This window comes from Seonamhaeicola maritimus (genome assembly GCF_008056315.1).
Lineage (GTDB): Bacteria > Bacteroidota > Bacteroidia > Flavobacteriales > Flavobacteriaceae > Seonamhaeicola > Seonamhaeicola maritimus.
The window spans coordinates 274,636-300,674 of record NZ_VRKQ01000008.1; the positions used below are offsets into that span (position 1 = coordinate 274,636).

Here is a 26,039-nt window from a genome sequence, read left to right on the forward strand (position 1 = left end):
CCCCCTTTAGAAAATTATATTTAAGCTGAAGTGATTTCGTTGTAAACCGAACTCGACTCCACTATTTGATGAATATCATTATCATCAACTTCTTTTTTCTTATCTGCAAATTCTAAGAATTTGGTGTAAATTTCGTCTAACTGAAGCTTGGTTAATTCGTAACCAACATTTTTAGCTCTGTACGCTAATGCAGCTCTACCACTTCTGGCAGTTAATACAATAGCAGATTCTGTTACACCAACATCTTTTGGATCTATAATTTCGTATGTTTCACGATTTTTAATTACACCATCTTGATGAATTCCAGAACTGTGAGCAAATGCGTTTGCACCAACTATAGCTTTGTTAGGTTGCGTGTAAATACCCATGCTATCAGACACTAATTGGCTAATTCCATAAAGCATTTCAGAGTTAATAGCTGTATCAATATTAAGATATGGGTGTTGTCTTAAAATCATAACTACTTCTTCTAAAGCAGTATTTCCTGCGCGCTCACCAATACCGTTAATAGTACACTCAATTTGACGCGCACCGTTAATAACACCTTCAATAGAATTAGCTGTTGCCAAACCTAAATCATTATGACAGTGACATGATAAAATAGCTTTATCAATCCCTTTTACATTTTCTTTTAGGTATTTAATTTTAGCACCATACTCATGTGGCAAACAGTATCCTGTTGTATCAGGAATGTTTAATACAGTTGCCCCAGCTTTAATAACAGCTTCACAAACTCTAGCTAAATATTCGTTATCTGTTCTACCAGCGTCTTCAGCATAAAACTCAACATCTTCAACAAAAGACTTAGCATAACTTACTGCTTTAACAGCACGTTCTATAATATCTTCTTGAGTAGATTTAAATTTAAATTTTATATGAGATTCTGAAGTTCCAATACCTGTATGTATTCTTGGAGTTTTAGCATATTTTAATGCTTCGGCAGCAACTTTTATATCGTTTTCAACAGAGCGGGTTAGCCCACAAACTGTTGCATTTTTTACAATTTTTGAAATGGCTTCAACCGATTTGAAGTCGCCTGGACTAGAGACGGGAAACCCTGCTTCAATAATATCTACACCTAATAGATCAAGCTGTTCTGCTATAACTAATTTCTGTTCAGTATTTAGTTTACAACCAGGAACTTGCTCACCATCGCGTAGGGTAGTGTCAAAAATTTGTACCTTATTATCAGACATTTATTAAAATATATTTTCTTATTCTTTTACGAATGTATATTTTGGTTTCGTAAAACGCTAAACTTTAATTTATTTTTTACGACGTTTAACGGATTTTAACCATTGTTAAAAACATGTTATTCAGTTATTTAAGTGTATTTTTGTAACTATGACAAGAGAGCAAAAAGATAATTTGTTTGTTTTAGTAAAGTCTTTGTCGAAATCTGAAAAAAGACAATTTAAATTGTACGTTGGAAGATTGGGTGTCAATGAAGACTCTAAGTTTCTTTTGTTGTTTAATATTTTGGATAAATTACCAAGATATGACGAGGCAGCCATTTTGAAAAAAGGCATTGTTAAAAAACAACAGCTTTCTAACTTAAAAGCACACCTTTACAAACAAATATTAATTAGTTTACGTTTAAACCCTTCACATCAAGATATTCGGGTACAAATTCGTGAACAGTTAGATTTTGCAACCATTTTATATCATAAAGGTTTATATAAGCAAAGCTTGAAAATCTTAGATAAGGCAAAGAATTTAGCTATTGCTAATGAAGAAAAAAACATTGCTTACGAGATTGTTGAACTCGAAAAAATTATTGAATCTCAATACATTACGCGTAGCTTAAGTAATAGGGCAGATGAGTTAACAGTACAAGCCAAAGAGTTGAGTTTGCAAAATGTTGTGGCGAGTAAATTGTCTAATTTATCATTGCAATTGTATGGTTTGTTCTTAAAAACGGGTTATGTTAAAAATGACGCAGAGAATAAACGTATTACGGAGTATTTTAATGCGCGCTTGCCAAAATATGATATAAATACCCTTGGTTTTCGTGAGAAATTGTGGTTATATAAAGCCCATTTATGGTATAGCTTTTTAACTCAAGATTTTCTTTCTTGTTATAAATATGCCTTAAAATGGGTGAACCTTTTTTATGATAATAAAGACATGATTGCGTTGAATCCTGTATTCTTCCTTAGAGGAAATCATTATTTGTTAGAATCATTATTCTATTTGCGTAAATATGACAAGTTCAAGGAGTATCTTTTTAAATTAGAGACTGTTACTAAAGAAAAGGGGTTTCCTATTGATGATAATATTGAAGGTTTAGTATTCTTGTATCTCTACAGCAATAAATTCAATTTACATTTTATTGAAGGTAGCTTTAAGGCTGGTTTGCCTTTAATTGATGAGGTGCTTGAAGAGTTGAAAAAATATCAAAACCGTATTGATGAGCATCACTTTATGGTATTTTATTATAAGATAGCCAGTATGTATTTTGGTGCCGGAGATAATAAAGGATGCATTCAGTTTTTAGATAAAATTATTAGTAATAAATCGCTTCAAATGCGTGAGGATTTATTATGTTTCTCTAGAATATTAAATCTGGTGGCTCACTATGAAGCTGGTTTGGATTATAATTTAGATGTACTCATAAAAAGCACCTATAAGTTTTTAATTAAGATGGAAGACTTATATGAAGTTCAGAAAGAATTCATTAAGTTTTTACGTGGTTTAGGAGATATTTATCCGCATGAGGTTAAGAACGAGTTCATTAAGCTTCATGATAAATTGAAAGAGTTTGAAGATGATCCTTATCAAAGTAGGGCTTTCTTGTATCTAGATATTATTTCGTGGTTAGAATCTAAGATTGAAAACAAGCCAATTGCTGAAGTAATTAGTAGTAAATTCAAAGCTAATTTGATTGAAAACTAAAATTTTTCGATAAAAAATTAGGATTTTAACTTTTTCTGACTGAATATTTGCATTCACAAAGTTCAAAGACTTATTGAAATGTTATCAAGAAAGGTGGAGGGATTAGACCCTGTGAAACCTTAGCAACCCTTTAAACTTATTAAAGAAGGTGCTAAATTCTACTTAAATTACCAATTCATTTATTGGTGTTTGGATAGATAACTCAACAAAATTACTTTCTGTAATTTTAAAATTCTTTATAACATTTTTCTAATAAGTATGCCTTTTAAGGTGTTGACTTTTAAATTAATTTATTAATTAAAAAAAAATTAGAAAAATGAGCGATCAAAAATTAGCAACAAACGCATTACATGCAGGACATGATGTAACAGCAAATGGAGGTGCAAGGGCAGTGCCTATTTACCAAACTACGTCTTACGTTTTTAACGATTCTGAGCATGCTGCAAACCTTTTCTCCTTACAGGAATTAGGATTTATTTATACCAGATTAAACAATCCCACAAATCAAATCTTACAAGAGCGTTTAGCTTCTGTTGAAGGTGGAGTTGGAGCCGTAGTTTTTGCTTCAGGAACTGCAGCTATTTCAACGGGTTTATTGACTTTATTAAAATCAGGAGATCATATTGTAGCTTCTAGTAGTTTATATGGAGGTACGTATAATTTATTAAGTGTTACACTACCAAGATTAGGTATTACCACTACGTTTGTTGATGCATCAAACCCCGATAATTTTGCTGAGGCTGTTCAAGATAATACAAGAGCTTTTTTTGTAGAATCTTTAGGTAATCCAAAATTAGATGTATTAGATTTAGAAGTAATTTCAGTTCATTCTAAGGCTGCAGGCGTTCCATTTATTGTAGACAATACGGTAGCTACTCCAGCGCTTTTAAATCCTATTAAGCACGGGGCAAACATTGTAATTCATTCATTAACAAAATATATAGGTGGTCAAGGAACATCTTTAGGCGGTGCTATTATTGATGCTGGAACTTTTGATTGGTCTAATGGTAAATTCCCTGAGTTTACAGAGCCATCAGCTGGATATCACGGACTAAAATATTACGAAACGCTTGGAGCAGCTTCGTATACATTCAAATTAATTCTGGAAGGATTACGTGATTTTGGTGGCGCTTTAAGTCCAACAAATGCTTTTAATATCCTTCAAGGTTTAGAAACATTACCAGTTAGAATTAAGCAACATAGTGCTAATGCTTTAGAACTAGCAAAATGGTTGGAAGATCAACCAGAAGTAGCTTGGGTAAATTATCCTGGTTTAGAAAGTAGTAATTATAAAGATTTAGCAGACAAATATTTACCTAATGGTCAAAGCGGAATTGTTACCTTTGGAGCCAAAGGTGGTTTTGAAGCGGCTAAAACCATTGCGGATAAGACTAAAGTATTCTCATTATTAGCAAATATTGGAGATACAAAATCATTAATAATACATCCGTCAAGCACAACACATCAGCAGTTAAGTGAAGATGAGCAAGCTTCGGCAGGAGTAACACCTGATTTAATTAGATTGTCTGTTGGGATAGAAGATATAGATGATTTAAAAGCAGATTTAAAAGCTTCTTTTACAGAAATATAAAAAAGAAAATTAAAGTTGAAAGACGCGTTACAACATATCATTATTAATAACTACACAACGGTTAGTGGTGTACTTAATCCTGAGATTAAGTTAAGTTATCAAGTCTTTGGGCAATCTTTAGGTTCGGCACCCATTGTTTTGGTAAATCATGCCTTAACTGGAAACAGTAATGTGGCCGGAGAAACAGGTTGGTGGAAAGATTTGATTGGAAAAAATAAAGTTATTGATACAAATCTTTATTCGGTGCTAACCTTTAATATTCCAGGTAACGGATTTGATGGCTTTGTCATAGATAATTACAAAGATTTTGTAGCACGTGATGTTGCAAGACTGTTTTTACAAGGGCTAAAAGAACTTAATACAGGGCAAATTTATGCAACCATTGGAGGTTCTTTAGGTGGAGGTATTGCTTGGGAAATGGCAGTTTTACAACCTGATTTCACAGAACATTTAATTGTTGTGGCGACCGATTGGAAATCAACAGATTGGTTAATTGCTAATTGCCAAATTCAAGAGCAATTCTTATTAAATTCTAAACATCCGGTGCATGATGCCAGAATGCACGCTATGTTGTGTTACAGAACACCAGAATCTTTTAAAGAACGTTTTCAGCGTTCAAAAAATGACGATTTAGAAATTTTCAATGTAGAGAGTTGGTTATTACATCATGGTAAGAAGTTACAGGAACGTTTTCAGTTGTCTGCTTACAAATTAATGAATCAATTATTAAAGACCATTGATGTAACTAAAGATAGGGCAAGTAATTTCAATGTACTAGAAAACATTGAAGCCAAAATACATATTGTTGGCGTAGATTCTGATTTGTTTTTTACTGCGGAAGAAAACCGTGAAACACACAAGCAGTTGGCCTTAACCCATCCAAATGTAACTTATAATGAGATACATTCGGTACACGGACATGATGCCTTTTTAATGGAATACGATCAGCTTGAAAAAATTGTAGAAGGCATTTTTGTGCCAAATTCTAAAAGAAGAAGAATGAAAATATTGAAGTTCGGGGGGAAATCTCTGGCTAATGGAAAAGGACTAGATACAGTCCTTTCCATAATAGAAAATAAAGTAAATGCAGGAGAGCGTATTAGTGTTGTGGTTTCAGCACGTGGTTCTGCTACTGACGATTTAGAAGCCATTTTAAACCAAGTTATAAAAGGTGAAGACTATAAAGATGATTTAGAGGAGTTTAAAACGTATCAGTCTGAGCCATCAAAAACAATTGATTTTTCAGAGGAGTTTTCGGTTTTAGAAAAGTTGTTTGAAGGTATTAGTTTGTTGCGTGATTATAGTAAGAAAACCAAGGATAATATTTTGGCTCAGGGTGAATTATTATCAGTTAAATTAATAACCAATCTTCTTAATGAAAGGGGTGTTGAAGCTAAATCAACCGATTCAAGAGAGCTTATAAAAACTGATGAGTCTTTTGGAAATGCACAACCTTTATCAAAATTATCTAAAGAGAACATCAAAGATTATTTCAAGAAAAACAATGGTGTTGTAAATGTGGTTACCGGGTTTATTGCTTCTAATATGAAGAATGAAACTACAACCTTAGGGAGAAACGGTAGTAACTATACGGCGGCGCTATTAGCTAACTTTTTAGATGCTGAAGAATTACAAAATTATACGCATGTTAGTGGTATTTATACGGCAGACCCAAGTTTAGTATCAGATGCGCAACAGATAAGAGAGTTGTCTTTTAGTGAAGCCAATGAATTGGCAAATTTTGGGACTTCGGTATTACACGCCAAAACTATCATTCCATTAGTAGAGAAAAATATCAACTTGCGTATTTTAAATACGTTTAATGCAGATGATGAAGGTACTTTAATTACTGCAAAACCAAGTACTAAAGAAGTAACTTCATTATCGGTATTAGATAATGTGGCACTACTTAATTTAGAAGGTAGAGGTTTGTTGGGTAAGATTGGAGTAGATGCTAGAATTTTTGGTGCTTTAAGTAGTTACGGGATTAGTGTAAGTATTGTGTCTCAAGGGTCATCTGAAAGAGGTATTGGTCTTATTATTGATGCAGACCAAGCAACACAAGCGGTAATTGCTTTAGAACGAGAATTTGAAAGTGATTTCTACTCACAAGATGTAAACAAGATTGATGTGGTAGATGACGTTGCTGTTATCTCAATTATTGGAATAGAATTGAGTTCATTTCACAAACCTTTTAACGCTTTAATTAAGAATCAAATTACGCCGTTGCTTTTCAATAATACGGTGACAGGAAAGAACGTAAGTTTGGTGGTTAAAAAAACGCAGCTTCATAAAGCCTTAAATGTAATTCATGGCGAAGTATTTGGGATTTCTAAAAAGATAAACATTGCCATTTTTGGTCATGGAGGTGTTGGTGGTGCTTTAATTAATCAGATATTAAAGTCTAAAGATGATATTGAAGAACGAAAAGGTATCAACTTAAATGTTTTTGCAATTGCGAATTCGAAGAAGTTGTTATTAGATAAAAATGGTGTTGATACAAATTGGCAAGAAGCCATTGCTTCAAGCCCTTATGATAGCTCTATTGATGATATTATCACTTATGCAAAAAACCATCATTTAGAAAACTTAATAGCGGTAGATAATACAGCAAGCTCTACTTTTTATCAAAATTATGTGCCTTTAGTTGAAGCAGGATTTGATTTGGTGTCTTCTAATAAAATAGCGAACACCATTGATCATTCGTTCTATACAGAATTAAGAGAGCAACTAGAGGAAAACAATAAACAGTATCTTTATGAAACTACGGTTGGTGCAGGTTTACCTTTAATTGATACTATTAAATTACTACACGAATCAGGTGAGAATATTACAAGAATTAGAGGGGTGTTTTCAGGAACTTTAAGTTATTTATTTAATAATTTCTCTGTTCAGGATAAGCCATTTAGTGCCATTATTCAGGAAACGGTTGATAAGGGTTTTACTGAACCAGATCCTCGTGAAGATTTTTCAGGGAATGATGTAGCTAGAAAGTTGTTAATATTGGCTCGTGAGCTTGATTTACAAAATGAATTTGAAGATGTGTCTGTATTGAATCTAATACCAGAAGCATATAGAGATATTTCGGTAGAAGAATTTTTAAGTAAATTAAATGTTCTAGATGATCAATACCAAAAGATAAAAGACAATCAAGAAACCGGACATGTATTAAGATATGTTGGTGATTTATCTGGAGATTTATCGCAAGACAAAGGAATTCTAGAAGTGAAATTAGTATCAATACCAGAAGATAGTACTTTGGGTCACGTAAAAGGATCTGATGCTATTTTTGAAATATTTACGGAAAGTTATGGAGAACAACCTATAGTCATCCAAGGAGCAGGAGCAGGAGCTGAAGTTACAGCACGTGGAGTTTTTGGAGATATTTTAAGGTTGTCTAAGCATATTAATTAGAGTTATGAGCAAGAAAAAACATTTTGAAACAGATGCCATACGTACCCAGTCTGAAAACACTCAATTTTCAGAACATTCGGTGCCTATGTATTTAACCTCAGGTTTTGTATTTGATGATGCCGAGGAAATGCGTGCATCTTTTGCTGAGGAAAAGCAACGCGATTTATATAGTAGGTATAGTAACCCTAATGTAAATGAGTTTGTAGAAAAAGTGTGCAAAATGGAAGGTGCTGAAGATGGTTTTGCTTTTGCAAGTGGAATGGCTGCGGTATTTTCAACATTTGCTACATTATTAGATGCTGGAGATCATGTAGTATCATGTAGTTCGGTATTTGGTGCTACGCATGGTTTATTCACCAAGTATTTTCCAAAATGGAATATTGAGTGCTCATATTTTAATATAAATGAAGTTGAAACAGTTGAAGATTTAATTCAACCAAACACAAAATTTATATACGCTGAAACTCCAACTAATCCAGGGGTTGATGTGTTAGACATGGAGTTTTTGAGTTCAATCTGTAAAAAGCATAATTTATTACTTGTTATAGATAATTGCTTTGCAACGCCGTACTTGCAAAACCCCATAAAATTTGGAGCAGATTTAGTGATTCATTCTGCTACAAAATTAATGGACGGACAAGGGCGTGTTCTTGGTGGTATTACGGTTGGTAATAAAGAGTTAATTCGTGAGATTTATTTGTTTTCAAGACTTACAGGTCCTTCAATGAGTCCATTTAATGCATGGGTGTTGTCAAAGTCTTTAGAGACATTAGCGGTTAGGGTTGAAAAGCATTGTGAAAATGCTTTAAAACTTGCTGAGTATTTAGAATCGCATCCTAAAGTAAAATGGGTGAAATATCCATTTTTGAAGTCCCACCCCAAGTACGAAGTAGCTAAAAAACAAATGAGATTAGGGGGAAGTATTGTGGCTTTTGAAGTAGAGGGCGGTATTGAAGGTGGTCGTAACTTTTTTGATAATATAAAAATGTGTTCCCTGTCTGCTAATTTAGGAGACACAAGAACTATTGTAACACATCCAGCGAGTACCACGCATGCAAAGGTAGAGCCTGAAGTAAAAGCTGCAGTAGGTATTACAGATGGAACGGTACGTTGTTCTTTAGGTTTAGAACATATAGATGATATTATAGCTGATATAGAACAAGCTTTAGATAGTTAAAATGAGATTATTTACAGTAGATTCATTTACAGATACACCTTTTAAAGGAAATCCGGCAGCTGTTTGTGTTTTGGAAAGACCACTTACCGAAGAGCAACATATTGATATTGCACAAGAAATGAACTTGTCTGAAACGGCTTTTGTGTATTTAAAAGATGGTGTTTATCAGTTAAGATGGTTTACTCCAGAGTGTGAGATAGAGTTGTGTGGGCATGCTACATTGGCAACCGCTAAAGTTTTATTCGATAAATATAAAGTTGAAAAAGAAGTTTTAGAGTTTAATACTCTAAGTGGTATTCTAACGGTTAAAAAATCTGGAAATCTATTAGAGATGAATTTCCCAATTGGGAAGTTAATCGAAGTCTCTAATAATGATGTTTTGATTGAATCTGCATTACATGAGAAAATTATAGCTATTTCTGAAAATGATCAATGGTATTTAGTGGAGTTAGAAAGCGATAAGGTTTTAAGAATACTGCAGCCAAATTTCAATGCATTGCTTGAACATCCAAAGAGTAAATTTATTGTAACAGCAAAGTCGGACGATAGTGCGTTCGATTTTATTTCAAGATTTTTTGTGCCAGATTACGGTATCAATGAAGACCCTGTTACCGGTTCTGCGCATTGCTACTTAGCTAGTTATTGGAGTGAAAAACTGTCAAAGAAAACAGTAACTGGTTATCAAGCCTCAAAACGTGGTGGTATTGTTGAATGCGAAGTGGCTGATAATGATAGAGTATTGTTACGAGGCGATTGCGTAGTGATGAGTGAGGTGCTTTTTGAGTGGTAAAGTAATAGAATCTTAATAAAAAAAAGAGGCCCCACTAAAGAATGGAACCTCTTTTTTTGGTATGAATTTGCGATTAATCCACTATGAATTTTTTTACTTCAGAACCGTTGACGGAGTTAATTCTTAAAAGGTAAATTCCAGAATTTAAATCTGATACATTGATGGTTCCCCCGTTAGAAACCGAACCTTTTAATAAGGCTTTGCCTTGAATGTTATAAATGTCATATTTAGATGTGTCATCTAGATTGTCTAATTTTAAAAAACCTTGTCTTGCGGGGTTAGGATAGATTTTAACAGAGTTTCTTAAAGATTCTTCTCCAGTTGAAGTTAATAAACTTCCAGCAGGTACAACCTGGAAACCATGATATAATGTGCTAATGCCTGCAAAATTTTGAGCAGCAAAAATTTGTAATACGGCAGGTTCAGGATTGTTAGCCGTTCCGTGATTCGCAACCGTGTAATTCACTGTTTCGGTTACTTCGGCTCCACCTATGGCCACATTATCTATATTAAGATTAGGCCCAACAGCTAGACCTCCATTATTTATGGCATATCGAAGAACCACTCTTCCAAAACCTGAAGTGTTAAACTCTGTGATACCAGAATAGGATACTTCAATAGCTAAGACTTCACCTATTTCTATTTGATTAGATCGGGATGTTTTAAAGGCATCTACAGTCATGCCGTTAATTTTATCGATAGAAACGGCTTGAGGAATAGGTGTGCCAATTTCAATATCAACTTCATCAAATATGGTGTTGTTTTCATCCGATGTGGCTCTAATTTGTACGGTGCCTTGGCTCACGCCTGTTACATTACCGCTCTGGTCAACGGTTGCTATGGCATCATCACTACTAGACCATGTTACTGCAGGATTATCGGCGTTTGCTGGTAAAACAGAAGCAGTTAATTGTTCTGATTCTCCAACCTCGAATACACTATCTTCTGGTGATACTGAAATTGAAGTTACAGGAATGGCATACCATGTTACAATGGTTATTTCGCTAGTGGCCATTAAAGTGTTGTTTATGCTGCTCGTTGCCGTAATGGTCGCAGATTGTCCTATGCTGCCTTCAGCTGTTATAACCCCATCCTGATCTACAGATATGATTAGGTCATTTGAAGAACTCCAAGTGACACTTGGGTTTCCATTTACCGGCGTCATTATTGTCTCCATCTGTAGGGAAGTCCCTGTTCTGATATCTCCTGGGCTAGGGTTAAGAGATAAATTGGTAGGGTCGCCGTATGGCCTAATTTCTTCAGGTAATTGAAGCGCTAAATCCGTACTTTGGTTATTTATATTATGAGGCAGATAAGAAGTATCATAAAAAGTTATATAGTCTACTACTGCAGTTCCAGATCTTCCTTTTAAATAAAAGGTGTATTCTTCACCTTCAATAAAGTTATAAAATACGCCATTGTTCCCATTATGTTCTAAGTTGATACAGGTTCCCCATTTGTTGGCTCCTCTACCGAATAATTTATGGAAAGTCTTAAGGTCAGTTTCTGAGTATTGAGCGGATCCACTTGTGAAGTTTCCTTCCATTTTTATGAAGAAGTCGTTTCGCTTATCAGCTAATTCTCCATCTCTTAAGGGTGAGTGCATGCGCATTGCTAATTGGTAAGTTCCTGTCTTTTGGCATGTGAACTTGTACTCTAATTCACTACCCGCTCCTAACCATGGGCCAGAGTATTCAAGATAGGAGTCGTTGACCGGGTCTGGAGAAGATCCAACGTTCGTTAAATATTTTAAATAATCTGGGTCGCTAGGTGTCCTAACTGTCCAAAGGCCTGCGAGAGGTGTGTCCGTATCTTCAGCTTCAAAGACAATATAATCAGGTCCGTATTTAAGGGTGTTTTGTGCTATTGATCTTGTTGAAAACAAGCTTAAAAATATTCCAATAGTTAGAATAAGTGTTGTTTTTTTAGTCATTGCTTGATTTATGTTAGTTTAGAATGTGAAATTAGTTTTATATGTGAAACTTTTTGAACTTAAAAGGTTTAATTTGGAGCACATATGTTTTGCGGTTAGGTTTTTATCGGTTTTTATCTGTGTTTTGTCTATAAATGGACGTATTCTATCACATGTAGAGGCTTCGCTTGAAGTTTCTTGCTTGTTTTATTTATATTAGCAACATGCTTTCTAAAAAAACCAAATATGGCTTAAAGGCCTTAACTTATATTGCGAGAAGCGAAGGTGATGCACCAGTTCAAGTTGGAGAAATTGCTAAAAGTGAAAACATTCCTCAAAAGTTTTTGGAAAGTATACTACTTACCCTAAGGAAGGCTGGTATTTTGGGGTCTAAAAAAGGAAAACATGGTGGTTATTATCTCAGGAGCGAGCCTTCTGAAGTTAAAATGACCGATGTAATGCGTGTTTTAGAAGGTCCTATAGCTATGGTGCCCTGTGTGAGTTTGAATTATTACGAAAAATGTGATGATTGTCCAGATGAGCATAAATGCAGTGTGCATAAATTAATGATTGAGGTACGCGATAGTACTTTGAAGGTCTTCCGAAATACGACTTTAGAGGATTTAGCCTTGAAAGATTCCTAAAAAATTAAGAATTTACTACTTATTTTAGGTTAATTACCTAAAAAATATTCCATTATTCTAAAAAGTTGTTAAAGCTACTTGTCATGTTATAAAAAGTATTACTTTTGTATTTCCTATTAAATTGGTAGGATTAATGTAATATAACGACAAATGATAGCGCAAATGTTACTAAAGAGTAAAGAAAAATCTACTTATAAAGAAGATAGTGCTGGTGAAAAACCAATTAGAAGTGTAGCCAAAGCACTTAGTTGGAGGATTGTTGGAACCTTAGATACCTTGGTGGTATCTTATGTGTTAACTGGTAGAATATCATTAGCGGCTTCCATAGCTTCTGTAGATTTTGTAACAAAGTTAATTTTATACTTTTTTCACGAACGTGCGTGGAATGTTATTAAATGGGGAAAATAAATAGATGAGTATGTTTACAGAACAACAAATAGAAGAATTAAATAAGGCATTTGAAAATGCTTCGCCTTCAGAAATTATCAATAAAGCTATTGAGTTAAGTGCTGAAGCTGTGGTAACCACCAATTTTAGACCTTATGAGGCAGCTATATTACATGCTGTTAATTCAGAAGTAAATAATATTCCGGTGGTATGGTGTGATACAGGTTATAATACACCACAAACATATCGTCATGCAGAAGAGGTAATTGCAGGTCTAAAATTAAATGTGTTTTTATATGTGCCTAAGCAAACATCGGCTCATAGAGATGTAGTTTTAGGTATACCGGGTGTAGATGACCCCAAACATGCATTATTTACTGAGCAGGTTAAACTTGAACCATTTAAACGTGCTATGGAAGAGCATAAACCAAAAGTGTGGTTTACTAATTTGCGCCTGGGACAAACAGCATTTAGAAACAGTATAGGTATTTTTAGTTTAAGTGCAGATGGTACTTTAAAAGTGAGTCCTTTTTATTACTGGTCTGATGAAAAATTAGACACCTATTTAGAAGAAAATAATTTATCGAATGAATTTAAATATTTCGATCCAACTAAAGCATTAGCAAATAGAGAGTGTGGTTTACACGCTTAAAAACAAGATTATGAGTAAAGATACAGCACATATCAATTCACTAGAAAACGAGGCGATATATATTATGAGAGAAGTAGCAGCACAATTTGAAAAACCTGTGTTGTTATTTTCAGGAGGAAAAGATTCTATAACATTGGTAAGATTAGCGGTTAAAGCATTTTATCCTGCTAAAATTCCATTCCCACTAATGCATATTGATACCGGGCATAACTTCCCTGAAACTATAGAATTTAGAGATAGATTGGTTGAAGAATTAGGTTTAGAGTTAATTGTTAGAAATGTACAGGATTCTATTGATCAAGGAAAAGTAAAAGAAGAGTCTGGTAGATATGCTAGTAGAAATATGTTGCAAACTACTACGCTTTTAGATGCTATTGAAGAGTTTAAGTTTGATGCTTGTATTGGTGGTGCACGTAGAGATGAAGAAAAAGCAAGAGCTAAAGAACGCATTTTTTCAGTTCGTGATGATTTCGGACAATGGGATGAGAAAAACCAAAGACCTGAATTATTTGATATGTTGAATGGAGAAATTGAGCACGGACAAAATGTGCGAGTATTTCCAATTTCAAACTGGACTGAGTTAGACGTTTGGTCTTATATAGAAAAAGAGGATATTGAAATTCCTTCAATTTATTTTGCTCATAAACGTAAAGTGTTTTTAAGAGACGGATTGATTTGGTCTGCTGAAGACGGTGTGGTTTATAGAGACGATGAAGAAGAAGTAATTGAAGAAATGGTCCGTTTTAGAACAGTTGGAGATATGAGTTGTACAGCAGCGGTGTTATCTGAGGCTGCAACAATTACAAAAGTAGTTGAAGAAATTAGAGATTCTTCAATCTCAGAACGTGGTGCACGTATTGACGATAAACGTTCAGAGGCAGCCATGGAAAAACGCAAACAACAAGGTTATTTCTAAAACAAATCATTAACAAAAAAACACACCTTCTTTTTTGAAGGTTATTATATAAAATGGAAGTATTAAAAATTGCAACAGCAGGAAGTGTAGATGACGGGAAAAGTACCTTAATAGGTAGAATTCTTTATGATACAAAATCATTAACTACAGATAAGCTTGAAGCTATTGAAAAAACAAGTAAACAACGTGGTTATGATTATTTAGATTTTTCATTGGCTACAGACGGATTAGTTGCTGAAAGAGAACAAGGAATTACAATTGATGTAGCTCATATTTACTTTTCAACAAAGAATAAAAGTTACATTATAGCTGATACCCCTGGACATGTTGAATATACCCGAAACATGGTTACCGGTGCATCAACGTCACAAGCGTCTATTATTTTAATTGATGCTAGAAAAGGTGTAATTGAGCAAACAAATCGTCATTTCTTTATCAATAATTTATTGAGAATAAAAGATGTTGTAGTAGCTATTAATAAAATGGACTTAGTTGATTATTCGGAAGAGGTTTATAATAATATTAAGGCAGATTTTGAAGAGTTAATGAGTAAAAGAGATTATCAAGGTCAAACCATTTCATTTATTCCAGTTAGTGCTTTAAAAGGAGATAATGTTGTGAATAAGTCTGATAAAATGTCTTGGTATGAAGGAGAATCATTATTAGAGCATTTAGAGAAATTAGATAAAGCTGATATTTTTAATGTAGGTACACCACGTTTCCCGGTTCAATATGTTATTCGTCCTAAGACAGAGGAATATCATGATTATAGAGGTTATGCAGGTAAAGTATACGGTGGTAATTTAAGTGTAGGTGATGATGTCGTAGTGTTACCATCTCAAACCAAATCTAAAATCAAGGAAATATATTTCTACGATGAAAAATTTGAAACAGCATCAAGACGATCATCAGTTACTATTACATTAGAAGATGATGTTAATGTGAGTAGAGGTGATATGATTGTTAAAGATGGTGATTTACCAACCATAGAAAAGCAATTTACAGCTAATGTATGTTGGATGGATTCAAAACAATTAACACCAGGTGCTAAATATGTAGTACAACACGGTATTAATAAAGTGTTAGCAAAAGTAGATACAATACACCATAAAATTAATCCGGATTACTCTGGAATTGAAGAAGGTGTTAGTGGTTTAGGAATGAATGATATAGCTAAGGTGAGTTTTAGACTTAATAAGCCTATTTTTTATGATCAATTCAAAAATCATCGCACTAATGGGTCCTTTATCATAATCGATTCGCAATCTAACAGTACAGTTGGTGCCGGATTTATTCAATAAAAAGAGAAAGCCTACCCAAAAGGCTTAAAAGAAAGGGAAAGTAAAGAAAAACGGAAAACACTAAAAAATCCTTCTGTTTACAGGGGGTAGGAAAACAATGCAAAGTTTTAGATCAGAAATAGAAAACCCTATTGTTGAAAGGGATATTATTGAATTGGCAAATAAAATTGAGCAATTCAACAACGGGAAAATAGATGAAGAAAAATTTAGAAGCCTACGTTTAGCACGTGGAGTTTACGGACAACGTCAAGAAGGTGTTCAAATGATTCGTATCAAGTTACCTTACGGAAAAGTTAAGAGTAACCAATTGCGTCGTATATCTGAAGTTTCTGATGAGTATTCTCGTGGTCGTTTACATATAACAACACGTCAGGATATTCAAATTCACCATGTAGATTTAAACAGAACACCAGAACTTTGGGCAGAATTAGAGCGAGATGAAATTACGCTTAGAGAAGCTTGTGGTAACACGGTGCGTAATGTAACTGCTAGTGAAACTGCAGGTATTGATGTTAATGAGCCATTTGATGTGTCTCCTTATGCAGATGCCTTATATAAATTCTTTTTACGTAATCCTATCTGTCAAGAAATGGGACGTAAATTTAAAGTGTCTTTTTCGTCAACAGATGAAGATACAGGTTTGTCGTACATGCATGATTTAGGTTTTATAGCAAAGACTAAAGATGGTGTTCGCGGATTTAAAGTTTTGATTGGAGGCGGACTTGGGTCGCAACCTCGTCATGGAGACATTTTATATGATTTCTTAGAAACAGATAAAATCATTCCAGTAATGGAAGGTGTTTTAAGAATTTTTGATCGTCATGGAGAGCGTAAAAGTCGTGCTAAAGCACGTTTGAAATTCTTATTAAAAGATATAGGTTTAGAAGCATTTAAAGAATTGGTTGATGCTGAACAAAATGCTGTAGAATTAAAATCAGTGCCAATTGATGCCGATTCATTTGAAGTTTCTGTTCCAGTTGAAGTTTCTGAAATTCCAGAAGTTGAAATAAAAAACCAAGCTGTTTTTGATACTTGGAAATCTACCAATCTAATTCCTCAAAAACAGGATGGGTTTGTAGCCATAGGAATCAAAGTGCTTTTAGGAGATTTTTATACAGATAAAGCAAGATTATTAGCAGATTTAGTTGAAAATTATGCAGCTGGAGAGATTCGTTTATCACTTCGTCAAAACATTGTAATTCCATTTGTAAAAGAAGAATTAGTGCCATTTTTCTACACCGAATTAGAAAAACTTGGTTTTGTTGATGCTGGTTATAATAAAGCTGTTGATATTACGGCTTGCCCAGGTACAGATACTTGTAATTTAGGAATTGCTAGTAGTACAGGAATTGCTGATGAATTAGAGCGTACAATTAGAGCTGAGTATCCTCAGTATTTAAAAAACGAAGACCTTGTAATAAAAATAAGTGGATGTATGAATGCCTGCGGACAACACAATATGGCCAATATTGGTTTCCAAGGAATGTCAGTTCGTACACCGAATAAATTAGTGGCGCCAGCTTTACAAGTTTTATTAGGTGGTGGTAATTTAGGTAGTGGAAATGCACTATTTGCTGATAAAGTAGTGAAAGTTCCGAGTAAAAGAGGTCCAGAAGCTTTAAGAAGAATCTTAAACGATTTTGAAGCTAATGCTAACGGAAAGAAGTTTGTAGAGTATTACAAGGAGAAAGGAGAAAGATATTTTTATGATTTTCTACAAGATTTACAAGATGTTTCTAATTTGAAAGATTCAGATTTTATTGATTGGGGAACTGAAGAGAAGTATGTTAAAGAGATTGGAGTTGGTGAATGTGCTGGAGTTGTAATAGATTTAGTAGCTACACTTTTCTTAGAGAGTGATGAAAAGATTGAAAATGCTAAAGAATCTGCCGATAATGGTGTTTATTCTGGTGCCGTTTATCACGCATATAGCTCTATGATTAATACAGCTAAGGCTTTATTAACTTCTGAGAATAAGAAAACAAATACCCATGCAGGTATCGTTAAGCAGTTTGATGAATTGTTTGTTGAAAGTAAAAAAATAAATTTGGACGGTTCTTTTGCTGAAATAGTATACCAAATCAATAAATTAGCGCCTTCAAAAGATTTTGCTTCAAATTATATTGAAAATGCAAATGAGTTTTTACAAAAAGTGAGAGCTTTTAGAGAATCAGAATTAAGCATTGTTCAAAAAGAGGCTGTTTAAAAAAACAAACTGATGAGCTTGAAAAGCCCAAAATTAACGGTTGTAGGTGCAGGTCCAGGAGACGAAGATTTAATAACTCTTAAAGCAATAAAAGCTATTAAATCTGCTAATGTTATCTTGTATGATGCCTTGATTAACGAAAGCTTACTTAGTTATGCTTCAGATGATGCTGAACTTATTTTTGTGGGTAAACGCAAAGGTTGTTATGCGTTTCAACAAGAGCAAATTAATGATCTCGTTGTTGCAAAAGCTAAAGAGAAAGGGCAAGTTGTAAGGCTAAAAGGAGGCGATCCTTTTATTTTTGGAAGAGGTGCAGAAGAATTAGATTATGCAAAGTCATTTGGTTTAGAAACCGCTGTAGTACCAGGAATATCATCTGTAATTGGAGTGCCTGCTTATCAAGGTATTCCTTTAACAAGACGCGGTGCTTCTGAAAGTTTTTGGGTAATTACAGGAACTACAAAAAACCATCAATTATCTAATGATGTATTGTTGGCGGCAAAGTCTACTGCTACGGTGGTTATCCTTATGGGTATGCATAAATTGGGTGAGATTGTAAAAGTATTTTCAGAAGAAAACAAGCAAGAAACACCAATAGCTATTATTCAAAACGGAACTCGTGACAATGAGAATATTGGTATAGGAACAATTGAATCAATTGAAAGTATAGTTGCTGAAAAACAATTGTCATCTCCTGCTATTATTGTAATTGGCGAAGTTGTAAATCAACGTATACAATTATCTTCAGTTTTACAGAACGTTAAGGAGCAAATATAAGTTACCATTATGGAGCGTAATAATCTATACCCTGTTTTCCTCAAGGTAAAACAGCTTAATGTACTTATTGTAGGAGGCGGATATGTTGCCGAAGAAAAACTCACTTTTTTACTTAAGTCTAGCCCAGATGCACAAGTAACAATGGTGTCTCCAATGTTTAGAGAGGGCACTATTAAACTTGCTAAAACAGGTAATGTGAAGTTGATAGAGTCTAAATACAAAAAGCGCTTTATAAAAGGGAAACATTTTGTAGTTGGTACAACAGATAAGCCTAAAGTAAATAAGAAGATTTACAAGGATTGTAGAAAGAAGAGCATTTTGGTGAATGTTGCTGACAATCCACCATTATGTGATTTTTATATGGGTGGTATTGTAACAAAAGGGAATGTGAAGGTGGCTATTAGTACCAACGGAAAATCACCCACAACTGCTAAACGATTAAGACAATTTTTTGAGGAGGTAATTCCGGAAAATGTTGACGATTTAGTAAAGAATTTAAACGAATACAGAAAAACACTAAAAGGTGACTTTGAAGAAAAAGTGGAAACACTTAATGAAGTCACAAAAACTCTAATAGAAAAAGAAAAACGAAATGATAAAAACTGATATACTTATAATCGGTGCTGGTCCCACTGGGTTATTTACAGTATTTGAAGCAGGTTTATTAAAGTTAAAGTGTCATTTAATTGATGCCTTACCACAACCTGGTGGACAATGTTCTGAAATTTACCCTAAAAAACCAATTTACGATATACCAGGGTTTCCTGAGATTTTAGCAGGAGATTTGACTAAAAATTTGCTAGAACAGGGTAAGCAATTTGAACCTGGGTTTACTTTAGGTGAGCGTGCTGAAACTATAGAAAAACAAGAAGATGGTTCTTTTATTGTAACTACTAATAAAGGCACAAAACACCATGCTCCTATTGTAGCTATTGCAGGTGGATTAGGTTCTTTTGAACCTAGAAAACCGGCTATTGAAGGTTTAACAGAATATGAAGATAAAGGGGTTGAGTATATGATTAAAGATCCTGAAGTTTACAGAAACAAACGCGTAGTGATTTCTGGAGGAGGAGATTCTGCTTTAGATTGGAGTATATTTTTAGCCCATGTAGCTTCTGAAGTAACCTTAATTCACAGAAGAAATGAGTTTAGAGGAGCTTTAGATTCTGTTGAAAAGGTTAGAGAATTAACACTTTTAAATAAGATTAATTTAATCACACCAGCAGAGGTGAAAGGTTTAAAGGGTGACGGAAAAATAGAAGCGGTTACTGTAGTAAAAGAAGGAGAGTCTTTTGATCTTGAAACAGACCATTTTATTCCATTATTTGGATTGTCTCCAAAACTTGGGCCTATTGGTAATTGGGGATTAGAAATAGAAAAGAACGCGATTAAAGTTGATAATACTTTAAATTATCAAACTAATATTCCTGGTATTTTTGCAATTGGAGATGTGAACACATACCCAGAGAAATTAAAATTAATTCTTTGTGGTTTTCATGAAGCAACATTAATGTGTCAAGCAGCTTATAGAATTATCCATCCTGGTAAAAGGCATGTATTAAAATATACAACTGTAAGTGGGATTGATGGTTTTGATGGGTCTAGAAAAGAAGCGCCTAAAGCAGTAGTTCAAGCAATTCACTAAATTCTAGTTGCATTAAATTATAAAGTCCTGTAAAGTCTCTTAAGAAACTCTGCAGGATTTAGTAATTATTTAAGACAAGATTAAAGGATAAGTTTTACTTTTAAGAATTCAAGTTATTATAAAGTAATTATAAAGATGAAAAGTTATAATGTATGCTTAAAGGATACGGTAAAAACATTCACAAAAAGACTGTTTTATTCTTTGTTTGATTGTGAGCATGAAGAGGCTCATAAGGAGTATTTGGAGAAAACCTTTTTAAAAATATTATCAAAATTAGAGATTAATCAGGGTCAAGAAATTTGGAATTCATTTAAATCAGAACTTCCCGAAATAAGAAGAAAACTAGATTTAGATGCCATTGCTTTTGAGAAAAATGATCCAGCTTCACATAGTTTAGATGAAATCTATATGGCGTATCCAGGGTTTCACGCTATTTCAATTTATAGATTAAGTCATGCACTTTATAAATTAAATGTTCATATTTTACCAAGGATGATGAGTGAATACATTCATGGTATTACAGGTATAGATATTCACCCAGGAGCAACCATTGACGAATCATTTTATATTGACCACGGAACAGGTATTGTTATTGGTGAAACATCTATTATAGGAAAGGATGTTAAGATTTATCAAGGTGTAACACTTGGTGGTATTTCGGTAGCTAAAAGTTTGGCATCAATAAAGCGTCATCCAACTATTGAGGATAATGTGTGTATTTATGCAAATGCTACTATTTTAGGTGGAGACATTATTATTGGAGCAAATAGTATAATTGGTGCGAATGTTTGGATTACCCAATCTGTTCCGGAAAACTCACTGGTAACTTATCAAACAGAAATTAAAATAAGACCTAAAAAGAATGGCATACGGTAAAACAGTTATAGATTTTATTGGCAATACCCCATTAGTTGATGCCAGTCATTTGGTGGCAAAAGAAGGAGTAAAACTATTTTTAAAACTTGAAGGGAATAACCCGGGAGGAAGTGTTAAAGACAGGCCTGCTTTCAATATGATAAATGAGGCTTTGAAGCGCGGAGATATTAAAAAAGGGGGAACTCTAGTTGAAGCAACTAGTGGTAATACCGGAATTGCTCTAGCGTTTATAGCTAAACTTTTAGGCGTAAATATGGTGTTGATTATGCCAGAGAACTCCACTGAAGAACGAGTTAAGACAATGCGTGCTTATGGTTCGGAAGTTATTTTGACTTCCTCTGAAATTGGGATTGAAGGCTCAAGAGATTTAGCTTTCAAACTCCGAGATGAAAAAGGGTATGCCTTGTTAAATCAGTTTGAAAATAATGATAACTGGATGGCACATTATAAAACAACTGGTCCTGAAATATGGGAAGCTACCAATGGTGAAATAACACATTTTGTGTCGGCCATGGGAACCACCGGAACCATAATGGGTGTTTCAACGTTTTTAAAAGAACAAAATAAGAACGTTACCATTGTAGGAGCCCAACCTGATGATAATTCAAGGATTCCAGGAATTAGAAAATGGCCAGAAGAATATGTACCTAAATTCTTTGATAGATCAAAGGTAGACCAAGTTATTGAGGTAACGGAAGCCGATGCTAAGGAGACCACTCAAAAATTAGCCAAGGAAGCAGGTGTTTTTGCAGGAATGAGTAGTGGTGGCTCTGTGTATTGTGCCTTAAAAGTTTCAGAATCAATTGATAAAGGAGTAATTGTTGCTGTTATATGCGACAGAGGAGACCGTTATTTATCATCAGATTTGTTTGAATAATAGAGATTTAAATTAAATAGGATAACAAAATTATAGTTCCTATTTTTGTCAACCAGTTCATTAACGTGTTAGTGTTATCAAGAAAGGTAGAGGGATTAGACCCAAAGAAACCTTGGCAACCCTTTAGCTTGTAAAGAAGGTGCTACGTTCTACTGCTTGTCCTGAATTTATTTCAGTGTCTCAGGAATCAATCAGACAGATAACGAATAGTATTTTTTACTTTTCTTGATGATGTTACAAAAAAGTAATATCAAAATGTCAAACATATATAAAGCTTTAAAGGAGCGAATTTTGGTTTTAGATGGTGCTATGGGTACTATGCTGCAAGCCTATAAATTCACTGAAGATGATTTTAGAGGTGAACGCTTTAAAGATTATCCTACTCCGTTACAGGGAAATAATGACTTGCTGTCTATTACACAGCCTGAAGCTATTAAAACCATTCATGGTAAATATTTTGAGGCCGGAGCAGATATCATTGAAACCAATACGTTTTCAGGGACTACGATAGCTATGGCAGATTATCAAATGGAAGATTTGGTATATGAGCTAAATTACGAGTCGGCGAGAATAGCTAAAGAAGTAGCCGATGAGTTTACAGAGAATGAACCACATAAACCGCGTTTTGTCGCAGGTTCAATGGGGCCTACAAACCGAACGGCTAGTATGTCGCCAGATGTGAATGATCCTGGATATCGCGCTGTGACTTTTGATGAATTGCGTATTGCTTATAAACAACAAGCAGAGGCGTTGGTTGATGGAGGTGTTGATCTGTTATTGGTTGAAACAGTGTTTGATACACTTAACGCGAAGGCTGCATTATTTGCTATTGAAGAAGTTAAAGATGAGCGTGGAATAGATATGCCAGTAATGTTAAGTGGCACCATTACAGATGCTAGTGGTCGTACCTTATCAGGTCAAACCGCCGAGGCATTTTTAATTTCAGTATCGCATATTCCGTTATTATCGGTTGGGTTCAATTGTGCTTTGGGAGCTAATTTGTTGCAACCACATTTAGAAGCCATTGCAGGAAAGACTGATTTTGCTGTGTCAGCGCATCCTAATGCAGGTTTACCTAATGCTTTTGGGGAATATGATGAAACTCCTGAAGAAATGGGAGCTCAAATTGAGGAGTATTTGAAAAAGAATTTAATAAATATTATTGGAGGTTGTTGCGGTACTAGTCCAGATCATATAAGGGCAATTGCTAATATTGCAGCTAAATATAAGCCTCGTCGTCATGCTGAATTAATATCAGTATAACATCAATATAATTCAATGAAGGTTAAGCAAACAAAATACATGAAGTTATCAGGATTAGAGCCACTGATTCTGAACGAGAATAGCAACTTTATCAATATTGGTGAACGTACTAATGTTGCTGGTTCTCGTAAATTTTTACGTTTGATAAAAGAAGAACAATTTGATGAAGCTTTGGATATAGCCCGACATCAGGTTGATGGAGGTGCGCAGATCATTGATATCAATATGGACGATGGTTTAATTGATGGTAAAGAAGCCATGGTTAAGTTTTTAAACTTAATTGCAGCTGAACCAGATATTTGTCGTGTGCCTATAATGATTGATAGCTCTAAATGGGAAATCATTGAAGCTGGACTACAAGTGGTACAAGGTAAAGGTGTGGTAAATTCTATTTCGCTTAAAGAAGGCGAGGAGAAATTTATCTGGGAAGCAAAACAGATAAAGCGTTACGGAGCTGCTGTTATTGTGATGGCTTTTGATGAAGTTGGACAAGCCGATAATTATGATCGTAGAATAGAAATAGCTGAACGTTCCTACCGTATTTTGGTAGATGAGGTTGGCTTTCCTTCAGAAGATATTATTTTTGATTTGAATGTTTTTCCGGTGGCAACAGGAATGGAGGAACATAGAAAAAATGCTATAGATTTTATTGAAGCCACACGTTGGGTGAGACAAAATTTAACCAATGCAAGTGTTAGTGGTGGTGTTAGTAACGTGTCATTTTCTTTTAGAGGAAATAATGGTGTCCGCGAAGCTATGCATTCTGTATTCTTATATCACGCAATTCAAGCAGGCATGAATATGGGAATTGTAAACCCAACCATGTTGGAAGTTTATGACGATATTCCAAAGGATTTATTAGAACATGTAGAAGATGTTATTTTAGATAGACGTGATGATGCTACAGAACGGTTGTTAGAATTTGCTGAAACCGTAAAAGGTTCAAAAGCTGAAAAAACGGTCGATTTATCCTGGCGAGAAGGATCTGTTCAAGATAGAATTACACATGCTCTAGTAAAAGGTATTGATGCTTTTATTGTTGAAGATGTGGAGCAGGCAAGACAAGAAGCGTCCAAACCAATCGAAGTTATTGAAGGTCATTTAATGATTGGAATGAATGTGGTTGGTGATTTATTTGGTGCTGGCAAAATGTTTCTCCCACAGGTGGTAAAATCTGCCCGGGTGATGAAAAAGGCAGTGGCTTATTTAAATCCATTTATTGAAGCTGAAAAATCAGATAAATCTGAGCCAGTTGGTAAAATATTAATGGCAACTGTAAAAGGTGATGTGCACGATATTGGTAAAAATATTGTGAGTGTGGTGTTGGCCTGTAACAATTATGAAATTGTTGATTTAGGTGTTATGGTGCCGCCAGAAAAAATTATAGAAACTGCCATCAGTGAACGTGTTGATGCTATTGGGTTATCTGGTTTAATTACGCCGTCTTTAGACGAGATGGTGTATTTGGCAAAAGAAATGCAAAGCAAAAACTTTGAAGTGCCATTACTTATTGGCGGGGCAACCACATCAAAAGCACACACGGCAGTTAAGATTGATACGCAATATAAAAATGCTGTGGTGCATGTTAATGATGCATCTAGAGCTGTAACTGTAGTTGGCGACTTATTGAATAAAAAAACAGCGCATGAGTATGTGGCGAAAATGAAAAAAGATTATGATGAATTCAGAACTAAGTTTTTAAAACGAGGTAAAGAGAAATCGTATATCACTATAAAAGAAGCCAGAGAACGCAAGTTTAAAATTGATTGGGATACATCAGAAATTGTGAAGCCAAAAGAAATGGGTGTTCAAATGTTGAAGCAGTTAAGTTTAAAAGAATTATTGCCTTATATAGATTGGAGTCCGTTTTTTAGAAGTTGGGATTTACATGGTAAGTTTCCAAATATTTTGAAAGACGAGGTTGTTGGCGAACAAGCTACACATTTATATGAAGATGCTCAGGCTATGATTCAAGAGGTTGTAGCGAAACAATTATTAAAACCAAAAGCTGTTTTTGGATTGTTTGAAGCTAATACTGTAAATGAAGATGATATTTCGGTTAAAAAGAAAGGCCAAGAAATAGCTGTTTTTAGAACTTTGCGCCAGCAATTAAAGAAACGTGAAGGAGTTCCTAATCATGCTTTGTCTGATTTTATAGCACCTGAAGATACTGGGAAAACCGATTATATGGGGGCCTTTTGTGTAGCCATTTTTGGAGCGCAAGAATTAGCAGATGCTTATAAGGCTAAAGATGATGATTACAGCGCTATTATGGCACAGGCCATTGCCGATAGGTTTGCTGAAGCATTTGCTGAGTATTTACATAAACAAGTAAGGACTAAACATTGGGGATACGTTAAAAATGAAGATTTAACAAATGACGAGTTGATAAAAGAAACTTATAAAGGTATTCGTCCGGCTCCGGGTTATCCGGCTTGCCCAGACCATTTAGAGAAAGAAACTATTTGGGAACTGTTGGAAGTTGAAAAGATTATTGGAGTAACACTTACTGAAAGTTTGGCTATGTGGCCAGCGGCAGCAGTATCTGGATACTATTTTGCAAATCCAGAAGCTAAATATTTTGGCTTAGGTAAAATTACCGATGATCAATTAACTGATTATGCAACAAGGAAAGGCATTACCAAAGATGTAGCCAGAAAGTGGTTGCACCCAAATTTAGCAGAATAACCTGCGTTAGCGATTGAAGCAAGTTACC

The 26,039-nt window shown here is 34.6% G+C and carries 20 protein-coding genes and 2 riboswitches; of the genes, 18 read left to right on the forward strand and 2 right to left on the reverse strand.

All coding sequences use genetic code 11. The features are described from left to right. Nucleotides 1-20: 20 nt before the first annotated feature. Complete coding sequence (locus tag FUA22_RS01170; RefSeq protein ID WP_147765759.1) at nucleotides 21-1,196, reverse strand: 2-isopropylmalate synthase; 1,176 nt, start codon at nucleotides 1,194-1,196, stop codon at nucleotides 21-23. Nucleotides 1,197-1,344: 148 nt separating this feature from the next. Here FUA22_RS01170 and FUA22_RS01175 point away from each other — a divergent pair, with 148 nt between their 5' ends. From FUA22_RS01175 to FUA22_RS01195, 5 genes are all read left to right on the forward strand, one after another. Then, nucleotides 1,345-2,895 (forward strand): hypothetical protein, encoded by a 1,551-nt coding sequence (locus FUA22_RS01175; RefSeq protein WP_147765761.1) that lies wholly within the window; start codon nucleotides 1,345-1,347, stop codon nucleotides 2,893-2,895. A gap of 78 nt (nucleotides 2,896-2,973) precedes the next feature. Then, a riboswitch (SAM riboswitch) is annotated at nucleotides 2,974-3,099 on the forward strand. Nucleotides 3,100-3,211: 112 nt separating this feature from the next. After that, nucleotides 3,212-4,486: an O-acetylhomoserine aminocarboxypropyltransferase/cysteine synthase family protein gene (locus FUA22_RS01180; protein WP_147765763.1), complete on the forward strand. Its 1,275-nt coding sequence runs from the start codon at nucleotides 3,212-3,214 to the stop codon at nucleotides 4,484-4,486. 15 nt (nucleotides 4,487-4,501) lie between these two features. After that, nucleotides 4,502-7,900, forward strand: a complete 3,399-nt coding sequence (thrA, locus tag FUA22_RS01185) for a bifunctional aspartate kinase/homoserine dehydrogenase I (RefSeq protein WP_147765765.1) — start codon at nucleotides 4,502-4,504, stop codon at nucleotides 7,898-7,900. 4 nt (nucleotides 7,901-7,904) lie between these two features. After that, nucleotides 7,905-9,077 (forward strand): trans-sulfuration enzyme family protein, encoded by a 1,173-nt coding sequence (locus tag FUA22_RS01190; protein ID WP_147765767.1) that lies wholly within the window; start codon nucleotides 7,905-7,907, stop codon nucleotides 9,075-9,077. A 1-nt stretch (nucleotide 9,078) separates the two neighbouring features. Beyond that, nucleotides 9,079-9,867 carry a PhzF family phenazine biosynthesis protein gene (locus tag FUA22_RS01195; RefSeq protein ID WP_147765769.1) on the forward strand — a complete coding sequence of 263 codons (789 nt, stop codon included), beginning with the start codon at nucleotides 9,079-9,081 and terminating at the stop codon, nucleotides 9,865-9,867. Nucleotides 9,868-9,940: 73 nt separating this feature from the next. Here FUA22_RS01195 and FUA22_RS01200 read toward each other — a convergent pair whose 3' ends face one another. Continuing rightward, complete coding sequence (locus FUA22_RS01200) at nucleotides 9,941-11,800, reverse strand: Ig-like domain-containing protein (RefSeq protein ID WP_147765771.1); 1,860 nt, start codon at nucleotides 11,798-11,800, stop codon at nucleotides 9,941-9,943. Between the two features lie 203 nt (nucleotides 11,801-12,003). Here FUA22_RS01200 and FUA22_RS01205 point away from each other — a divergent pair, with 203 nt between their 5' ends. The 13 genes from FUA22_RS01205 (at nucleotide 12,004) to metH (ending at nucleotide 26,011) form a co-directional block, all read left to right on the forward strand. Next, entirely contained in the window at nucleotides 12,004-12,423 is a 420-nt protein-coding gene (locus FUA22_RS01205) for an RrF2 family transcriptional regulator (RefSeq protein WP_147765773.1), read from the forward strand. A 150-nt stretch (nucleotides 12,424-12,573) separates the two neighbouring features. Next, nucleotides 12,574-12,831, forward strand: coding sequence for a DUF2061 domain-containing protein (locus FUA22_RS01210; RefSeq protein WP_147765775.1), 258 nt, complete (start codon nucleotides 12,574-12,576; stop codon nucleotides 12,829-12,831). A 10-nt stretch (nucleotides 12,832-12,841) separates the two neighbouring features. Beyond that, nucleotides 12,842-13,462 (forward strand): phosphoadenosine phosphosulfate reductase domain-containing protein, encoded by a 621-nt coding sequence (locus tag FUA22_RS01215; protein ID WP_147765777.1) that lies wholly within the window; start codon nucleotides 12,842-12,844, stop codon nucleotides 13,460-13,462. 10 nt (nucleotides 13,463-13,472) lie between these two features. Further along, on the forward strand, nucleotides 13,473-14,378 hold the full coding sequence (gene cysD, locus FUA22_RS01220; RefSeq protein WP_147765779.1) for a sulfate adenylyltransferase subunit CysD: 906 nt from the start codon (nucleotides 13,473-13,475) through the stop codon (nucleotides 14,376-14,378). A gap of 53 nt (nucleotides 14,379-14,431) precedes the next feature. Beyond that, nucleotides 14,432-15,679, forward strand: a complete 1,248-nt coding sequence (locus tag FUA22_RS01225) for a sulfate adenylyltransferase subunit 1 (protein ID WP_147765781.1) — start codon at nucleotides 14,432-14,434, stop codon at nucleotides 15,677-15,679. 97 nt (nucleotides 15,680-15,776) lie between these two features. Next, nucleotides 15,777-17,885: a HEPN domain-containing protein gene (locus tag FUA22_RS01230; protein WP_147765783.1), complete on the forward strand. Its 2,109-nt coding sequence runs from the start codon at nucleotides 15,777-15,779 to the stop codon at nucleotides 17,883-17,885. A gap of 12 nt (nucleotides 17,886-17,897) precedes the next feature. Next, complete coding sequence (gene cobA, locus FUA22_RS01235; RefSeq protein WP_147765785.1) at nucleotides 17,898-18,662, forward strand: uroporphyrinogen-III C-methyltransferase; 765 nt, start codon at nucleotides 17,898-17,900, stop codon at nucleotides 18,660-18,662. Between the two features lie 9 nt (nucleotides 18,663-18,671). Further along, nucleotides 18,672-19,268, forward strand: a complete 597-nt coding sequence (locus FUA22_RS01240; RefSeq protein WP_147765787.1) for a precorrin-2 dehydrogenase/sirohydrochlorin ferrochelatase family protein — start codon at nucleotides 18,672-18,674, stop codon at nucleotides 19,266-19,268. Further along, entirely contained in the window at nucleotides 19,255-20,307 is a 1,053-nt protein-coding gene (locus tag FUA22_RS01245; RefSeq protein WP_147765789.1) for an NAD(P)/FAD-dependent oxidoreductase, read from the forward strand. Before FUA22_RS01240 ends, FUA22_RS01245 begins: the two co-directional genes overlap by 14 nt. A 135-nt stretch (nucleotides 20,308-20,442) precedes the next feature. Next, on the forward strand, nucleotides 20,443-21,183 hold the full coding sequence (epsC, locus tag FUA22_RS01250) for a serine O-acetyltransferase EpsC (protein WP_147765791.1): 741 nt from the start codon (nucleotides 20,443-20,445) through the stop codon (nucleotides 21,181-21,183). Then, nucleotides 21,170-22,060: a cysteine synthase CysM gene (gene cysM / locus FUA22_RS01255; RefSeq protein ID WP_147765793.1), complete on the forward strand. Its 891-nt coding sequence runs from the start codon at nucleotides 21,170-21,172 to the stop codon at nucleotides 22,058-22,060. Before epsC ends, cysM begins: the two co-directional genes overlap by 14 nt. Nucleotides 22,061-22,131: 71 nt before the next feature. Next, a riboswitch (SAM riboswitch) is annotated at nucleotides 22,132-22,266 on the forward strand. 49 nt (nucleotides 22,267-22,315) lie between these two features. Further along, on the forward strand, nucleotides 22,316-23,323 hold the full coding sequence (locus FUA22_RS01260) for a homocysteine S-methyltransferase family protein (protein WP_147765795.1): 1,008 nt from the start codon (nucleotides 22,316-22,318) through the stop codon (nucleotides 23,321-23,323). A 15-nt stretch (nucleotides 23,324-23,338) separates the two neighbouring features. Further along, on the forward strand, nucleotides 23,339-26,011 hold the full coding sequence (metH, locus tag FUA22_RS01265) for a methionine synthase (protein WP_147765797.1): 2,673 nt from the start codon (nucleotides 23,339-23,341) through the stop codon (nucleotides 26,009-26,011). Nucleotides 26,012-26,039: the final 28 nt, after the last annotated feature.

What these genes read in the sequence shown, in the direction of transcription:
- FUA22_RS01170 (WP_147765759.1), bottom strand. Translation starts at nt 1,196, where the DNA reads ATGTCTGATAATAAGGTACAAATTTTTGACACTACCCTACGCGATGGT.
- FUA22_RS01175 (WP_147765761.1), top strand. Translation starts at nt 1,345, where the DNA reads ATGACAAGAGAGCAAAAAGATAATTTGTTTGTTTTAGTAAAGTCTTTG.
- FUA22_RS01180 (WP_147765763.1), top strand. Translation starts at nt 3,212, where the DNA reads ATGAGCGATCAAAAATTAGCAACAAACGCATTACATGCAGGACATGAT.
- FUA22_RS01190 (WP_147765767.1), top strand. Translation starts at nt 7,905, where the DNA reads ATGAGCAAGAAAAAACATTTTGAAACAGATGCCATACGTACCCAGTCT.
- FUA22_RS01195 (WP_147765769.1), top strand. Translation starts at nt 9,079, where the DNA reads ATGAGATTATTTACAGTAGATTCATTTACAGATACACCTTTTAAAGGA.
- FUA22_RS01200 (WP_147765771.1), bottom strand. Translation starts at nt 11,800, where the DNA reads ATGACTAAAAAAACAACACTTATTCTAACTATTGGAATATTTTTAAGC.
- FUA22_RS01205 (WP_147765773.1), top strand. Translation starts at nt 12,004, where the DNA reads ATGCTTTCTAAAAAAACCAAATATGGCTTAAAGGCCTTAACTTATATT.
- FUA22_RS01210 (WP_147765775.1), top strand. Translation starts at nt 12,574, where the DNA reads ATGATAGCGCAAATGTTACTAAAGAGTAAAGAAAAATCTACTTATAAA.
- FUA22_RS01215 (WP_147765777.1), top strand. Translation starts at nt 12,842, where the DNA reads ATGTTTACAGAACAACAAATAGAAGAATTAAATAAGGCATTTGAAAAT.
- cysD (WP_147765779.1), top strand. Translation starts at nt 13,473, where the DNA reads ATGAGTAAAGATACAGCACATATCAATTCACTAGAAAACGAGGCGATA.
- FUA22_RS01225 (WP_147765781.1), top strand. Translation starts at nt 14,432, where the DNA reads ATGGAAGTATTAAAAATTGCAACAGCAGGAAGTGTAGATGACGGGAAA.
- FUA22_RS01230 (WP_147765783.1), top strand. Translation starts at nt 15,777, where the DNA reads ATGCAAAGTTTTAGATCAGAAATAGAAAACCCTATTGTTGAAAGGGAT.
- cobA (WP_147765785.1), top strand. Translation starts at nt 17,898, where the DNA reads ATGAGCTTGAAAAGCCCAAAATTAACGGTTGTAGGTGCAGGTCCAGGA.
- FUA22_RS01240 (WP_147765787.1), top strand. Translation starts at nt 18,672, where the DNA reads ATGGAGCGTAATAATCTATACCCTGTTTTCCTCAAGGTAAAACAGCTT.
- FUA22_RS01245 (WP_147765789.1), top strand. Translation starts at nt 19,255, where the DNA reads ATGATAAAAACTGATATACTTATAATCGGTGCTGGTCCCACTGGGTTA.
- epsC (WP_147765791.1), top strand. Translation starts at nt 20,443, where the DNA reads ATGAAAAGTTATAATGTATGCTTAAAGGATACGGTAAAAACATTCACA.
- cysM (WP_147765793.1), top strand. Translation starts at nt 21,170, where the DNA reads ATGGCATACGGTAAAACAGTTATAGATTTTATTGGCAATACCCCATTA.
- FUA22_RS01260 (WP_147765795.1), top strand. Translation starts at nt 22,316, where the DNA reads ATGTCAAACATATATAAAGCTTTAAAGGAGCGAATTTTGGTTTTAGAT.
- metH (WP_147765797.1), top strand. Translation starts at nt 23,339, where the DNA reads ATGAAGGTTAAGCAAACAAAATACATGAAGTTATCAGGATTAGAGCCA.